The organism is Parasphingomonas frigoris, from assembly GCF_036663815.1.
Taxonomy (GTDB): domain Bacteria; phylum Pseudomonadota; class Alphaproteobacteria; order Sphingomonadales; family Sphingomonadaceae; genus Sphingomonas.
On the sequence record NZ_JAXOJQ010000001.1, the window covers coordinates 938,302 to 954,899 of the forward strand.

General features: G+C 69.7%; 7 protein-coding genes. 1 reads left to right on the forward strand and 6 read right to left on the reverse strand.

Translation table 11 applies throughout. The features are described from left to right. The first annotated feature begins 1 nt into the window (after nt 1). The gene (locus U1872_RS04415) at nt 2–3,214 is read left to right on the forward strand and encodes an efflux RND transporter permease subunit (protein ID WP_332791638.1); all 3,213 of its coding nucleotides are present in this window, start codon (nt 2–4) and stop codon (nt 3,212–3,214) included. A 9-nt stretch (nt 3,215–3,223) separates the two neighbouring features. Here the strand turns inward: U1872_RS04415 and U1872_RS04420 are convergent, their stop codons facing one another. From U1872_RS04420 to U1872_RS04445, 6 genes are read right to left on the reverse strand one after another with little or no spacing between them, the layout of a single operon-like run. Next, a complete protein-coding gene (locus tag U1872_RS04420) occupies nt 3,224–5,146 on the reverse strand; it encodes an alpha-L-fucosidase (RefSeq protein WP_332791639.1) in 1,923 nt (640 codons plus the stop codon). A gap of 14 nt (nt 5,147–5,160) precedes the next feature. Beyond that, the gene (locus tag U1872_RS04425; RefSeq protein WP_332791640.1) at nt 5,161–7,470 is read right to left on the reverse strand and encodes a GH92 family glycosyl hydrolase; all 2,310 of its coding nucleotides are present in this window, start codon (nt 7,468–7,470) and stop codon (nt 5,161–5,163) included. Further along, a complete protein-coding gene (locus tag U1872_RS04430; protein WP_332791641.1) occupies nt 7,467–8,897 on the reverse strand; it encodes a glycoside hydrolase family 125 protein in 1,431 nt (476 codons plus the stop codon). Before U1872_RS04430 ends, U1872_RS04425 begins: the two co-directional genes overlap by 4 nt. Further along, on the reverse strand, nt 8,894–11,449 hold the full coding sequence (locus U1872_RS04435; protein WP_332791642.1) for a glycoside hydrolase family 3 C-terminal domain-containing protein: 2,556 nt from the start codon (nt 11,447–11,449) through the stop codon (nt 8,894–8,896). The genes U1872_RS04430 and U1872_RS04435 overlap by 4 nt, the downstream gene beginning before the upstream one ends. Beyond that, entirely contained in the window at nt 11,446–14,046 is a 2,601-nt protein-coding gene (locus tag U1872_RS04440) for a beta-mannosidase (RefSeq protein ID WP_332791643.1), read from the reverse strand. The genes U1872_RS04435 and U1872_RS04440 overlap by 4 nt, the downstream gene beginning before the upstream one ends. Then, on the reverse strand, nt 14,046–16,406 hold the full coding sequence (locus tag U1872_RS04445; RefSeq protein WP_332791644.1) for a beta-N-acetylhexosaminidase: 2,361 nt from the start codon (nt 16,404–16,406) through the stop codon (nt 14,046–14,048). The genes U1872_RS04440 and U1872_RS04445 overlap by 1 nt, the downstream gene beginning before the upstream one ends. Nucleotides 16,407–16,598: the final 192 nt, after the last annotated feature.

Consider the following 16,598-nt stretch of genomic DNA (forward strand, 5'->3'; position numbering starts at 1 on the left):
CGTGATCGGTCATATCGTCACCTGGGCGGTCGAGAAGCGCTGGCTCGTCCTGCTCCTCACCGCCATCGTCGCCATCATCGGCGGCTATTCGCTCTATCGGCTGCCGATCGACGCGGTGCCCGACATCACCAACAACCAGGTGCAAATCAACGTCCGCGCGCCCGCGCTCTCGCCCGAACTGGTCGAGAAGCAGGTCTCATTCCCGATCGAGACCGCGCTCGCCGGCATCCCCGGTCTCGCCAACACGCGCTCGCTCAGCCGCAACGGCTTTGCGCAAATCACCGCTGTGTTCGAGGATTCGACCGACATCTACTTCGCCCGCCAGCAGGTCGGCGAGCGATTGCAGGGCGTCTCCGAAAGCCTGCCCGATGGCGTGAACCCGGAGATGGGGCCGATCGCGACGGGGCTTGGCGAAGTCTATATGTGGACCGTACGGCTCGACCATCGCGCCGACGACCGGCACCGTCCCGGCGAACCGGGGCAGCAGCCCGACGGCAGCTACATCACGCCCGAAGGCGAACGGCTGACCAGCGAAGCGGACAAGGCGACCTATCTGCGGACCACGCAGGACTGGATCGTCACGCCGCTGTTGAAGAACACGCCCGGTCTCGCCGGGGTCGATGCGATCGGTGGCTATGCCAAGCAGTATCTCGTCGTGCCCGACACGCAGCAGCTCGCGGCGCTCGGCATCTCGCTGAGCGATCTCGGCACCGCACTCGAAAAGAACAATAGGAGTATCGGCGGCGGCTTCGTCAACCGCAACGGCGAAGGCCTGGCGGTCCGATCCGACGCGCTGATCCGCAACGCGGCGGACCTCGCGCGCACCGTCGTCGCGACACGCGAGGGCGTGCCGATTCCGCTCGATCAGGTCGCGACCGTCCGAACGGGCCAGGCGATCCGGATGGGCTCGGCGTCGGAGAACGGGACCGAGGTCGTCGTCGGCACCGCGATCATGCGGATCGGCCAGAACAGCCGGACCGTCGCGACCGCGGTCGCCGATCGGCTCAAGGCAATCAATGCCTCGCTGCCGCCCGACGTGGTGGTCCAGCCGGTGCTCGATCGCACCGCGCTGGTCAACGCAACGATCGGGACCGTTGCCAGGAACCTCTCCGAGGGCGCGCTGCTGGTCGTCGTCGTGCTGTTCCTGCTGCTCGGCAATGTCCGCGCTGCCGCGATCGCGGCAGCGGTCATCCCGGTCACGATGGTGCTGACCGGGTTCGGCATGTTGCACCTCGGTGTTTCGGCCAATTTGATGAGCCTGGGCGCACTCGACTTCGGGCTGATCGTCGATGGCGCGGTGATCATCGTCGAGAATGCCCTGAGGCGGCTCGCCGAGCGACAGCATCGCGCGGGCCGCCTGCTGGGGCTAGAGGAACGGCTGGACGCGGTCGCGACCGCAGCCCGCGAGATGATCCGCCCTTCGGTTTATGGCCAGGCGATCATCATCCTCGTCTATGTGCCGCTGCTCACGCTCTCCGGGGTCGAGGGAAAGACGTTCGTGCCGATGGCGCTGACCGTCATCATCGCCTTGCTGTTCGCCTTCCTCCTCTCGCTGACTTTCGTGCCCGCAGCGATCGCCTGTCTGCTGTCGCGCAGGGTGAACGAGGAGGACGGCCGGGTCGTCGCGTGGCTCAAGCGGCGCTACGCGCCTGGGCTCGCGCGGGCGATGCAGCGGCCGTCGCTCACGATCGGCGCGGGGCTGGCCAGCCTGGTGCTGGCGGCGCTGGCCTTCACGACGCTGGGGCGGGTGTTCCTGCCGCAGCTCGACGAGGGCGATCTGCTCATTCAGGCGCTGCGTATCCCGGCGACGTCGGTCGAGCAAAGCCAGACGATGCAGGCGCCCCTCGAGCGGATGGTAGCGAAACAGCCCGAGGTGCGGTTCGTCTTTTCGAAGACGGGCACGGCCGAGCTCGCCTCGGACCCGATGCCACCCAACGCGACCGACATGTTCGTGATCCTCAAACCGCGTAACCAATGGCCCGACCCCAAGCTCGCCAAGGCCGACCTAGTCGCGCGGCTGGAAACCAAGCTCGGGACATTCCCCGGCAACGCCTACGAGATCACGCAACCGATCCAGATGCGCTTCAACGAGCTGATCGCCGGCGTGCGCGGCGACGTCGCGGTCAAGGTGTTCGGCGACGACGTCACCGCGATGAACCGCACCGCGGACCAGATCGCCGACATCCTGCGCGCGACACGCGGCGCGGCCGACGTGAAGGTGGAACAGACGACCGGCCTCCCGATGCTCGACATTCGCGTCGATCGCGACGCGATGGCGCGCGTCGGCGTCACCGCGCAGGATGTCCAGGACACGATCACCGCCACGCTCGGCGGTCGCGCGGCGGGCGTCATCTTCGAGGGCGATCGGCGCTTTCCGGTCGTCATCCGCCTTACCGACGCGGAACGGGCCGATCTCGGGCTGCTCGAACAGGTGCAGGTGCCGGTCGCCGGCGGTGGCTATGTGCCGCTGTCGAGCGTCGCCGCGATCCGGGTCGTCGACGGCCCGAACCAGATCAGCCGCGAGAACGGCAAGCGCCGTGTCGTCGTGCAGGCGAACGTGCGCGGCCGCGACGTCGGCGGCGTCGTGGCCGAGGCGCAGGCCGCGGTGGCGCGCGGGGTCCGCCTGCCCGCCGGCACCTATCTCGAATGGGGCGGTCAGTTCGAATCGCTCGCATCCGCCAGCCAGCGGCTCCGGCTCGTCATACCCGCCTGCTTCGCGCTGATCCTGCTGTTGCTCTACGGCGCCTTGCGGTCGGTGCGCGATGCCGCGATCGTCTTTACCGGCGTGCCGTTCGCGCTGGTCGGCGGCATCCTCCTGCTGTTCGCCCGCGGCATGGATTTCTCGATCTCGGCCGCGGTGGGCTTCATCGCTTTGTCCGGGATAGCAGGGCTGAACGGCCTCGTGATGGTCAGCGCGGTGCAGGATCTGGTCCGCGCGGGCATGGACCGTGCCGAGGCCGCGCGGACAGGCGCGCTCCAGCGGTTGCGCCCGGTCGTCATGACCGCGCTCGTCGCCAGCCTTGGCTTCGTCCCGATGGCGTTCGCGACCGGCGCCGGCGCGGAAGTGCAGAAGCCGCTGGCGACGGTCGTCATCGGCGGGCTGATCTCGGCGACGCTGCTGACGCTGTTCGTGTTGCCGACGCTGTACGCCCGCTTCGGCCAGCGCGCGGACGACCGCGGCGTTGCGGCCAGCCCCGACGCTCGGAACGCCTGACGACCAGCCCTATCGCTTGAGAAACGCACCGATGCCCGCGAGCGCAAGCGAGTCGGCCGGAACCGCGGTCTGCGTGAAGCTCAGGCGAATCCACCGCGCCGACCGCGCTGTGCCGAACGCGATCCGCTGCGTCGCCAGCGCATAGGCGATATTCGGAAGTTCGCCCGCCGCCGCGAGCTCCCAGCGCTCACCATCGAGGCTGGTCTCGCAACGATAATCGCGCGGCGGCGCCACGCCTTTGGCGATCGTCCGCGATGGCGTTACGCTTATCCCGGCGAGCGCTGCCACCGCGCCCATGTCGATCGTCACGCTGGCGGGCCGGCCCGGCACCGGCGCCGGCACCGTCCAGCGCGTCGCCGCGTCGTCATCGAGCAACGCCTCGGCGCCAGGGCTTGAGGCGGTCACGACCCGCCAGCCCGCGCTCGACAGCGTCGTCGCATCGTGCGCGCGCACCGGCACGACCGCGGCCGGCTGGACTTGCAGAAACAGCGCGACCTCGCTGATCGCCGGGCAGACCGGCGCCGCGACGATGCGGAGACGTACCCGCCGCGCCGTGATCGGCTGCGGCAGCCGGATGATGCGCTGCGGTCCGATCGCCTCATGCTCGGCAAGCGTCCGCCATGCGCCGTCGACCTCGGCATCGACCGCAAAGCGCGTGACGCGCGCGCCGAGTGGCAGATATTCGCTGAGCCGGATCAGGTCGAAGCGCCGCCCCGGCGGCAGATCGAGCGTCAGGCTCGGGGTCGTCACCGCGTCGCCGCTCGACCAATAGCTTTCGCGCCGGCCGTCGAGCACGCGCGCGGCGGCGAAGGCCGGGCCGCGCGTGTCGCTCGCGGTCGCGATCGCGCCGTGTGCGAGGTCGCGCGCATAGGTCGCCGCCTGCGCCGCACCGAAGGCGCGCAGCACCGCGACGTCGCCATCGGCCAAACGCCCGCGCCGATCGGGCGGCAAATTGAGGTTGAGGTTGGTGCCGCGCCCGACCGAGGTGTCGTAAAGTTGCAGCAACTCCGCGGGCGTCTTGACCTTGGCATCCTCGTCGGCGTGGTAGAACCAGCCGGGGCGGATCGACACGTCGGTCTCGGCCGGCCACCACAAGGCGCCGCCGCGCACGCCGCTATTGCCATCGGACTGGACGTAGGGATGGTTCGGCATCGTCGGCCAGCACGGATCGCCCGCGACGCCGTCCTCGTTGCCGACCCAGCGCAGGTCGGCGCCGAGCGGGTCGAAGGTACACGCCATCGGCTGATACTGATGCACCAGCGCGACTGTTTTGGGCCAGTCGTAATAGGCCGGCGCATCGATCTTGCGGGTCTCGCGCGCGCCCCCATAATAGCCGTCGCCGCCATTGGCGCCGTCGAACCAGAATTCGAACAGCTCGCCATAGCGCGTGCAGAGCTCGACGATCTGCTTGCGGAAATAGTCGACATAGGCCGGCCGGCCGTATTCGGGATGATGCCGGTCCCACGGCGAGAGATAGAGGCCGAAAGCGAGCCCGGCGCGGCGGGTCGCCGCCGCCATCTCGCCGACCACGTCGCCCTTGCCCTGCTTGTAGGGCGTGTTGCGGATGCAGCGCTCGGTCAGATGCGTCGGCCACAGGCAGAAGCCGTCATGATGCTTGGCGGTGAGGATGATGCCCGTCATGCCGGCCGCCTTGGCCGCCGCGACGATCTGGTCGGGCGAAAAGTCGGTCGGGTCGAACAGCGCCGGATCTTCGTCGCCATACCCCCATTCCTTGTCGGTGAAGGTGTTGATCGAGAAATGGACGAAGGCATATTGCCCGCGTGCGTGCCAGGCGAGCTGACGCTTCGACGGCGTCGCGCCCCACGGCTGCGGCGGTGCCACCGCACCCTTGGCGAGCGCGGGGACGGCAGTGGCGGTGGCAGTGGCGGCAAGGCCGGAGGCAAGCACGCCGCGGCGCGAAGGACGGATCACGGGTATCTCCAAAATCAGGCAGGGTGGCCAAACGAGGGCGGGCGATCGGCGCGCGCTTCGCCGAAGCGCGGATTGGGCTTCGCCGACATGGTGAAGCGCAGCGTGCCGCCCCCCGCCAGCGTGCGATGGTCGATCCAGCTTTTGCGCCACGGCACGCCGTTCCACGCGACCGCGGCGACATAGGGCCTGTCGGCGCGGTTGCCGGGCGCCTCGATCACCAGCCATTTGTCGCCGAGCCGCATGACCGCGCGCTCGAACAAGGGCGAACCGAAGACATAGGCCGCCTCGACCGGGTCGACCGGATAGAAGCCCAGCGCCGAGAAGACGAACCACGCGCTCATCTGCCCGCAATCGTCATTGCCGATGATGCCGTCGGGGTCGTTGCGATACATCTCGGTGCAGAGCCGCCGCACCAGGCGCTGCGTCTTCCACGGCTGGCCGACATAGGCATAGAGATAGGGGGCGTGCTGATCGGGCTCGTTGCCATGCGCATATTGGCCGACCAGGCCGGAAATGTCGGGCGGGGCGTTGGCGGGCAAGGTCGACGGCGCGGAGAAGAGCGCGTCGAGCTTCGCCGCAAACGCCGCATCGCCGCCGCCCTGCGCGATCCGGCCATAGATGTCGTGCTGGTTGAGAAAGGTCGCCTGCCAGCCATTGGCCTCGGTATAGTCGCGATAGTCCGTCGTGTGGCCGAGCTGGATCGGATCGTAGGGCGACCACCAGCTGCCATCGGCAAAGCGCGGCCGCGCAAAGCCCGTGCCGGTGTCGATGACGTTCTTCCAATTGCCCGATCGCCGCAGCAGCCGGTCGGCGTCTTCGCCTGCCCCGGCCGCGCGCGCGATGTGCGACGAGGCCCAGTCGTCATAGGCATATTCCTGGGTGCGGCTGACGCTCTCGTCGACCGCGTCGGCGGGCACATAGCCGAGCCGGTCGTACAGCTCGCGGCCGCGGCTGTTGTTGCGATCGGGCGCGGTGAAGTCGAAGCTGCGCTTGGCGATCGCGGGCCAGGCGGCGGCATAGTCGGCGGGCACGCCCTTGGCCCGCGCTTCGGCGAGCGGGACGACGCCGTGCCAGCCGATCATCGTCCCCGTCTCCTTGCCCTGCAACGGCCAGACCAACGGGCCATAGCGCGATTGCGTGGTCTGGCGGATCAGGTCGTCGATCAGGCTCTTGGTGCGCGCTGGGTCGATCAGCGTGAGCAGCGGATGCAGCGCGCGATACGTGTCCCATAGCGACCAGCTGCTATAGGCCGCACCGCCGGCGGGCACGGTGTGGACTTGCCCGTCGAGCCCGGCATAGCGCCCGTCGACATCGGAGAAGAGCGTCGGCGCGAGCTGCGCGTGATACAGCGCGGTCGCCAGGATCGCGCGCTGGTCGGCGCTGCCACCGGTGACGCGCACCGCATCGAGCGCCTTCGCCCACTTTGCGCGGGCGGCATGGGCGACAGCATCGAAATTCCAGTCCCTGGCCTCGCTGGCCAGGTTCGCCCGCGCGCCGGCGACGTCCACGCCCGAAATCGCGCAGCGCAGCACGATCGGTGCGGCGCCGGCATCGTCCCAGTGCAGCACCATCTTCAGCCGCTTGCCCGCGACCTGCCGCGTGCCATCGGGCTGCGCGACATCGGCATCGCCGAAGAAACTGACGCGGTCGGGCCGGCGCGAAGCTTGCAGCGCGAAGTGGATGCGCCGCCCCTTCGCCCAGCGGAACACCCGGCGCCCGCCGGTGATCGTCCCGTCGCCGTCGATCGCGAGGCTGGCCTCGTCAATCAGCGGCGCGGCGCCGGTCGCATCGCCGATGAGATGCGACAAGTCGATCAGGACATGCCCTGCCCCCTTGGGGAAGGTATAGCGGTGCCAGCCGGTGCGCTCGGTCACCGTCAGCTCGGCCCGCACGCCCGATTCGAGCGCGACGCGGTAGAAGCCGGGCTCCGCCCGCTCGTCCGAGAAGCGCTGGCGATAGCCCGCGTCGGGGTCGGACAACGGCCCCGGCTCGAGCTGCACCGGCTCGGTCCCCGGCATCACCAGCACGTCGAGCATGTCACCGATCCCGGTGCCCGACAGATGGGTATGGCTGAACCCCATGATCGAGCCGTCGCCATGGTGATAGCCCGAGCAGGTCGCCCAGCGCTCGACATCGGTATCGGGGCCGAGCTGGACCATGCCGAACGGCAGCGTCGGGCCGGGATAGGTATGCCCGTCGCCGCCGGTGCCGATCAGCAGATTGGGCGCATCTCCGGTGCTACGCGCCGCGCCGCGCCCGGGCAGCGTGCTCGCGAAAAGCGCCAGCGCGGAGCTCCCGAGCAGGGTCCGTCGGTCGATCGTCATAGCAGCTGCCCCAGCAACGCGGGTCGGGCGGTGGCGAGCCGCACGATCAGTTCGCCGAACAGGCCATTGGCCCAGGCGAACCAGCGCCGCGTGAAGCGCGCGGGATCGTCCTGGTCGAAGCTTTCGTGGATGAAGCCGGTGCCGGCGTCGCTGTCGCGCAACGTCTTGAGGCAGCGCAGGATGACCGCCGGATCGTCGCTCGACAGGGCGCGGACGATCAGCGACATCGGCCAGATCTGGCGCAGGCCGACATGCGGGCCGCCGATCCCCTCGCCGGCCGAGCCGCGGAAGAAATAGGGGTTGGCATCGCTCCATGCCGCATCGCGCGTGCGCCGCCACAGCGGATCGCGCGGAGCAGCGCAGCCGAGATAGGCGAGCCCCGACAGCGACGGGACATTGGCATCGTCCATGAACAGCGCGTTGCCGAAGCCGTCGACTTCATATGCCCAGACCTCGCGCCCGTCGCGCAGCCGCATCCGGCCATACGCCCGCAGCGCATGCTCGACTTCGTCCGCCAGCGCGCGCGCATCGGCGGCGAGCTTTGCGTCCCGTCGCGCGCCGGTCGCCACCGTCGCCAGCTCGCGCAAGGCGGTGACGGCGAACAGGTTGGACGGGATGAGGAACGGATAGACACAGGCATCGTCCGAGGGCCGGAACGCGCTGTGGATCAGCCCCACGGCACGCGACGGATTGCCCCACCCCTCGAGCGGCACCGTCTCGATATTGCGATCCGAGGCGCGCAGGAAGCGGTACGGTCCCGGCCCGTCCTTGCGCTGCTGCGCGCGGAAGGTGGCGACGCTCAACCGGGCAGCGGCGGCCCACTGCGCATCGAACGGCGCCGGATCGTGCGTCGCCTGCCAATAGCCGTGCGCGAGCCGCATCGGGTAGCAGAGCGAGTCGATCTCCCATTTGCGCTCGGCGACGCCCGGCTTCATCTCGGTGCGGTCGTGCAGCGCCCAGTCGAGATCGGTCTTCGCGCCCGGATCTTCGAGGAAGGCATTGGCATAGGGGTCGATCAGGATCGAACGCGCCTGCCGCGCGATCAGGCCGCGGAACAGCGTAGCGAGAGCGGGGTCGCCGCGCACGAGATGGAGATAGGGCGTCAGCTGCGCCGAGGAATCGCGCAGCCACAGACAGGGTATGTCGCCGGTGATGACGAACGCGTCGGGTGCGCCGTCGACCACGCCCATCCGCACCGTCGTGTCGAGCGTGTTGGGGTAACAGTTGGCGAACATCCAGCGCAGCTTGGGGTCGGCGATCAGCGTGCTGACGCGCACGATCTCGCGCTCGACCGCGGGGCTGACGAACGAGCGCGCGGCAGCGGCGGGACGCAGGCTCGCGAAAGCCGGCGCGGCGCGGGCGGGCGCCGCCGCCAGCGCGACGCCGCCCAATCCCACGCCCAGCGCATCGCGGCGGGTGAGCGTCACTTCGGCAAGACCTGGCGCGTGCCGGTGATCACGAGATCGACCCACACGCCGGGCGCCCCATTTGGCTGACTGCCCGGCTGCCCGCCGCCGAGGAACAGGCGATACGCGCCCGGCTCGACCGCGCGCGTCCCGTCGCGTGCGACCAGGCTGAGGCGGCGCGGATCGAGCGTGAAGCTGGCCTCGCCTTGCTTGCCGGGTGCGAGCGCGAGGCGGGTGAAGCCGACGAGTTGGCGCTGCAGGACCGGCGTGGTCAGCCCGCCCCCTGCCCCGGCCGGCGGGACGAGATAGGCCTGCACCACCTCCTCGCCCGCCCGCGCGCCGACGTTGCGGACGCGGATGCGGATCGACGTGCTCTGCCCGGCGACGACGCTGACGCGCGCGACCGGCGCGGCATAGGCGAAGCGCGTGTAGCTCAAGCCGTGGCCGAAGCCCCACAGCGGGGTGCCGGTGAAATAGCGATAGGTGCGCTCCTTCATCCCGTAATCGACGAACGCCGGCAGGTCGTTGGTGCTGGCGTAGAAGGTCACCGGCAGCCGCCCCGAGGGGTTGTTGCGCCCGGCGAGGGTCTCGGCGATCGCGGTGCCGCCCGCTTCGCCCGGATACCAGGCGGCGAGGATCGCATCGGCGGCCTGCGGGTCGAGCGCAACCGCGCTGCCGCTGGTCAGGACGATTACCAGCGGCTTGCCCGTCGCCTTGAGCGCGTCGAGCAGGCGGCGCTGCGCAAACGGCAGCGCAATGTCGGTGCGGTCGCCGCCGACGAAGCCCGGCACGCTGACCGACAGCGCTTCGCCTTCGAGATCGGGCGAAAGGCCGACCACCGCCACCACCACGTCGGCGTCCTTCGCCGCGGCAACCGCCTCGCTGCGCAACGCGTCGGCCGGTGGCTCCCACAGCAAGCGGATGCCTTCATCCTCACTGCTGTGATCGAGCTCGAGCTTGAACGACAGCGCGCGGCCGTCGCTGGTCAGCGGTATTTCGATCCGACCCTTCGCTACCGCACCCGTCGCGAGCGGACGTCCGTCGATCCACAGCCGCACGGCATCGTGCGCCTTGCAATATTTCCAGCAGGCCGGCACGTCGACGACGAGACGGTACGCCCCCGGCCCCGACGGGACGAGCTCGCCCGACCAGCGCGCGCTCCACGTCGCGCCGAGCCCCGCGACGGGCGCCGCGCGATTGAAGTCGAGATCGATCCGCCGTTCGTGCCGCGTCACCAGCGGCGGGCCGGTGAGATCATGCGTCGCGAAATAGTCTGCCCGCAGGCCTGCGGCCTCGTCCGCCCGAAGCGCCGTCTCGGGCACCAGCACCGGCGCGCCATCGGCGAGCACCGACCCCTGGGCATAGCGCACATTCCCCGCGCCGAACGCGCGACGGATGCCGTCGAGCGGGGTGACGGGGGCGATCGCAGTGCCGTGGTAATTGCCCTGCAACACGCCGAGATCATCGGCATCGGCGCCGATCACCGCGATCCGCACTCCGGGTTTGAGCGGGAGGCGGTCGCCACGATTCTGCAGCAGCACGATCGACTTGCGCGCCGCCTCGAGTGCGGTCGCCTGATGCGCGGGGGTCGCGACCTGATCGGGTGCGATCCGCGACCACGGGCTGGTCGCGCCATAAGCGATGCCAAGCGCGCGCCGTGCCGCCTGGGTGCGCGCCAGCGCGGTGTCGATCTCGCTTTCGCTCACCAGTCCGCGCCGCAGCGCCGCCGGCAGCGCGGCATAGGTCGAGCCGCAGTTGAGATCGGTCCCGCCCCTGAGCGACGCCGCCGCGGCACCCGCCGCATCGAGCCGGTAATGATGGAACAGCTGGACGTTGCCGACCGCATCGCAGTCCGACACGGTGAAGCCGGTAAACCCCCAGTCGTGCCGCAACCGCTCGACCAGCAGCGGAGCGCTGGCGCAGGCCGGAACGCCGTGGATCGCATTGTACGCACACATCAGCGACCCCGCCTTGCCCTCGGTGATCGCCGCGCGGAACGCGGGGAAATAGGTCGCCTCGAGGTCCTGCGGCGAGGGATCGACGTCGAAGCCGTCGCGCCCCGCTTCGGGGCCGCTATGGACCGCGAAATGCTTGGGCGTGGCGATGACCTTGGGGTGCGCCGGGTCGGGCCCCTGCAGGCCGGTGACGAAGGCGACGCCGAGCCGCCCGGTCAGATACGGGTCCTCGCCATAGGTCTCCTGCCCCCGCCCCCAGCGCGGATCGCGGAAGATGTTGATGTTGGGCGACCAGATCGTCAGCCCCTCGTAGATCCGCCGCTCGGCATCGACCGGTCGCGCGTTGAACTTGGCGCGCGCCTCGGTCGCGACCACGTCGCCGATGCGCTTGACGAGCGGCGCGTCCCACGTTGCCGCCATGCCGATCGCCTGCGGGAAGACGGTCGCATGGCCATCTCGCGCCAGGCCATGCAGCCCTTCGCTCCACCAGTCATAGGCCGGCAGCCCGGCCTTGGGATCGGCGGGCGCGCTGCTTTGCAGCTGCGCCGCTTTGTCCTCGGGCGTCATCGCCGCGGGATCGAGCTGTGCGGCTTGTGCCGCGAGCAACAACCAGATCATCGGCGCGACCCCAAAGAGCGCAGCGTCAGCGCCCGTGCCAACGCAGCAGGCGAGGCCGCCGACGCGACGCTGACGGTGCGGCTTTCGCCGGGGAGCAGGTCGAACCCGTCATCGGACGGCTGCGCGCCGACCGCGCCGAAATCGAGCATCACTGCGCGGGCGAGCGCCGTCGCGGTGACGGTAAGGTCGCGCCCATGCCAGGTCGCGTGCAATCCGGGATCGGGATAAGCCATGTCCTTGGGCACCCCGCGCTCGATAATTGCGCGGCTGACCGGGGCGTCGCCGACCAGCAATTCGGCCACCGCATAGCTCGTTTTGGCGTCGGCCCCGGCGAACAGCGTGGCATCGTCGATCCGCGCCGCCTCGGTGGCGGAGAGCGGCGGCAGCGTGACGGCAGCGCCTTGCTCGGCGAGCAGCCGGCCGGCCATGTCGAACGCCCGGATGCGCCAGCGCGCGGGCGTCGGCGCGGTCGCGTCGGACACGAGGGCAAGCCGGGTCGCCCCGCCGACATGCTCGGCGACGATCACCTGCGGCGCGAAGAACCGACGCGCGGCATAGTGGAGCAGTTTCCAGCGGCCGGCATGATCGATGCTCGACCAGGAAATCGCCGGCCAGACATCGTTGAGCTGCCAGTAGAGCGAGCCCATCGTCACCGGGCGGCACGCGCGGTGATGCAGCGCCGCCAGCGCGATCGCCTCGGCCTGGTTGACCTGGCTGAGATAGACGAAATCGCCGAGATCCCTGGGCTCGCCGAGCCGGTCGTGGATGTAGAGCCGCAGCCGCGAGTTGCCCTCGCCCGCCAGGAACTTTTGGTGCGCCTTCAGCACCGGACTGTCCGGGGTCAGCACGCCCGGCCCGGCGAAGTCGCGGATCGTCGCCATGTCGGGCATCGCCTGGAAGCCATATTCCGACATGAAGCGCGGGCACGCATCGAGATAGAGCTCGACCGGCTTCGAGCCCGACCACACGTCCCAGAAATGGCGGTCGCCCGCCGCATCGGTATCGACCGGCCCTTCGTAATCGGTCGACGGCGAGCCCGGCCAATAGGGCGTCCCCGGCGAGCGGGTCAGCACCGCGTCGCGCAGCACGCGATCGAACAGCACCGCCATCCCGGCGCCGACGCGCTCCTGCTCGTCGGGCCCGACGGCGCGCTTATAGGCCTTGCGGTCGGACCAATTCTCCCAGCCCGACAGCACCTCGTTGCCGCCCGCCCACAAGACGATCGAGGGGTGAGTGCCGAGCCGCTCGACCTGCTGCTCCGCCTCGATGCGGACGTTGTCGCGGAACGCGGCGTCGGGCGGCGTGACGGCGCCGCCGAACATGAAGTCCTGCCACACCATCAGCCCGAGCTCGTCGGCCATGTCGTAAAAGGCGTCGTCGAGATAATAGCCACCGCCCCAGACGCGCAGCATGTTCATGTTGGCGTCGCGCGCGGCGAGCAGCAGCGGGCGCATCGTCGCGGCATTGGTGCGCGTCGGCAAGCTGTCGAACGGGATCAGGTTGGCGCCCTTGGCGAAGATCGGCGTGCCGTTGACGCGAAACCCCATCGCGCCGCGCTCGCGGATCAGCTCGACCGTGCGCAGGCCGATCCGCCGTTCGGCCGTGTCGGTCGCAGCGCCGTCCTGTTCGAGCGTCGCCGCCACGCGGTAGAGCGGTTGCGCCCCATAGCCCACCGGCTGCCAGCGCTGCGGCTGCGCGACGGTAAGCGGCAGCGTCACCGCATTGTCCCCCGCCGCCAGCGTGACGCGCTGGGTCACCTCCTGCCGGGCACCGTCCGGCCCCGTCAGCACCACGCGCAGCGTCGCCGCTCCGGCACGATCCGCCTGCACCGTCGCGCGCGCCGACAACCGCGCCTCGGCGTCGTTCAGCGCATCCTGGTCGACGCGCAGCGTGTCGATCCGCGCGCTGTCCCACGCCTCGAGCCGGACCGGACGCCACGGCCCGATCGTGATGATCCGCGGACCCCAGTCCCACCCGTAATTGTATTTCGGCTTGCGGATATAGGGCGACGTCTGGCGCCCGCCGGGATCATCGCCAAACGCCGAGTCATATTCGCCCGGCAGCGGCCGCTTCGCCGCCAGCACGACCGGCGCGAGCGCGCGGATCGGCGCGGCGATGGTGATCAGGATCGTGTTCGCGCCGGGCTTGAGATAGCGCTTGGCGTCGATCCGCCAACGGCGATGCGCATTATCGACGCGGAGCACGGCCTGCCCGTTGATCGTCACCGTCGCGAAGGTGTCGAGCCCGTCGAACACGAGATCGAGATGATCGCGCGCCAGCAAGGCCGGCGTCGCGACGAGGGTATGGCGATACTGCCAGTCGGTCCGCCCGACCCATTGGATCGCGGCTTCGTTCGTCGCCAAAAACGGATCGGGCACGCGGCGCTGCGCGATCAGATCCTGCTGGATGCTGCCGGGCACATGCACCGCGAACCAGCGCGCCTCGCGCCGGTGTGCGGCGACCGCGTCGGTATCGCCGGGTGCGATCCGCGCCTGCCATCCGCTGTCGAGCGTGATCGCCTGACGGGGTGCTGCGCCGACGAAGCTCGCGCTCGACAGCAACGCCGCCAGCGCCATGCCGTGGAGGAGCGCGCGCATCAGCGCGTCTCCCGCAGCTGAACATCGGCGACCGCATAATAGGGTTCGGCGACCGGCGAGGTGAACTGGAAGCACAGGTCGCGATCCCCCGCCATCGGCGGCAGCGCGCCCGAGAAGGTCAGCAGTGTCGGCGCCGTCGCCGGATCGGGCAAGGGGAAGCTCGCCGCCACCACCGGCGCGGGCGCGTCCTTGTCGGGCGGGCCCTTGCGCCCGGCCTGGCAACCGGCGAGCACGACCAACTCGCCATGCGCGGTCACATTGTAATGCTCGCGCACCGCCGACGCTTCGTGCGCCAGCCCGTAATGCCGGGCGAGCCGCGCGACCTGCACCGTGAAGCCCTTCGCCACGTCGAGCGGTGCCGCCGGATATGCGCTGCATGTATCGAACAGGTTGATGTTGAACACCGGCGCATTGCCCTGCGCCTCCGACGTCAACGGCACGCGCAGGCCGAGCGCGCCGCGCGGGCACGCCACAAGATCGGACGCCGAACGATGGAGCAGCGCCGCACGGTCGGTCGCAAACGCCCGCGCGCCGGCGATCGCGACGCCGTCCTCGCCGAACGCCGCAGCGCGGATCGTCGCGCCGGACGCGAGCGCCAGCGGCGCGGCATAGGCGGGCGAGCGGGCCGTCGGCGCGCTGCCGTCGAGCGTGTAGCGGATCGTGCCGGCGGGTGCCTGCGTCGCCAGCGCGACGCTCAGCTTGCCGCTCCGCAGCGCATCGCCGCGCGTCCCCTGCAGGCGATAGGTCACGGCAAAGGCGCTGTCGGCCACCTCGACCCCGCCCTGCCGCCAGCGCAGCACCTGCGGTTGCAGGCGCGCGACGAAGCCGGGAAAGTCGCGCGGCGCGGTCGACCAGGTCGTCTCGGCCAGCGCGGCGGCGCGCGGGAAGATGGCGTGCTGCACCTGATACGGCGTGACGAGATACTCGCTCCACGCATTGCCCTGCGCCCCGAGCACATGCTTGGCCTTGGCGGCATCGATCCCGGCGGGCATCGGCTCATAGGCATAGACATCGGCGAGCGTCTGGATCGACAGGCGGCCGGGCGGCTCGTCGGCCTGATCGCTTTGCAGGCTGTCGAAATACAGCGTCGGCGCAGGCGTCAGCACGACGTCATGCCCCTGGTTCGCGGCATCGACCGCGCCCTTCTCGCCCCGCCACGACATCACCGAGGCCGATGGCGGCAGGCCGCCTTCGAGGATCTCGTCCCAACCGATCAGCCGCCGCCCCTTGCTCGCGAGATAGCGACCGAAGGTGTCGATCATCCAGCTCTGCAGCGCATTCTCGTCCTTGAGACCAAGCGTCTTCATTTGCGCCTGGACGCGTGGCGAGCGCTGCCATTGATCCTTGACCGCTTCGTCGCCACCGAGATGGACGAAGCTACCGGGGAAGACGGCGATCAGTTCGTCGAGCACGTTCTCGACAAAGGCCACGCCCTTGGGACCGGGATCGAACAGATACGGATTGACGCCCCAATCGTGGCTCACCGCGGGCCGGTCGCCGAGCACGCCCATTTCGGGATAGGCCGCGACGAGCGCTTGCGCGTGGCCAGGCAAGTCGATCTCGGGAACGATCGTGATGCTGCGCTCGGCGGCGTAACGCACCAGCGCGCGTAGCTCTGCCTGGGTGTAGAAGCCGCCGACGCGCGTCGTCGGCGCCGGTCCGCCGGTGCTGGGGCCCTTCCTCCACGCGCCGATCTCGGTCAGCTTGGGATAGCGCTTGACCTCGAAGCGCCAGCCCTGGTCGTCGGTGAGATGCAGATGGAGCGTGTTGAGCTTCACCGCCGCCATCTGGTCGACGATCCGGTAGAGCGACGGCAGCGGCTGGAAGTGCCGTGCGGGATCGATCATCAACCCGCGCCAGGCAAAGCGCGGCGCATCGCGAATGTCGAGCAGCGGCACCGCGACCGCACCGCCGCGCGCGCCATCGGGGCTGAGCAATTGCGCCAGCGTCATCGCGCCGTAGACCAGACCGGCATGCGTCGCCGCGGCGATGCGGATGCCCCGCGCGTCGACCGTCAGCCGATAGCCCTCAGCGCCGACCACTGCGGGGTCTCGCTCGAACCGGATCGGTGCTGCGTCGCGCGTAATGCGCAGCGCGAGGCCGCGTGTGTTGGCGACCTGCGCGACCAGCAGTTGCGCGGCGCCTGCGGCATCCGCGTCGCCCGCCGGAACGGTGATTCCCGCCCCAGCAGCCACCGTGAAACTGCCAGCGCCGCGAACAATGCTGGCGGGCATGGGAAGGAGCGGCAACGCTGCTTGCTGGGCCGCGAGCAGCGCCGGGGTGACCGCGACCGCCGCGACGGCGAGACGAGCGATCCGTCGCATGGCGCGCTGGCTCTTGCTGCGCGTCCCGTTCGTCATCGACCGTCCCCCATTGCGACGCGACAGCGCGTGCTCTTATGGTGAAGTGTAACCAATATAAGTCCACTTGCAAGCGCGACAAAACAGCCGAAGTGGCTCCGTTTGCGCAATCCCGGCAGTGCGCTACGCCTGAGCAAGAATACCAATCTGGATTCGGACCAAACCCGATTGCTCAGCAGCCATCGACGCATT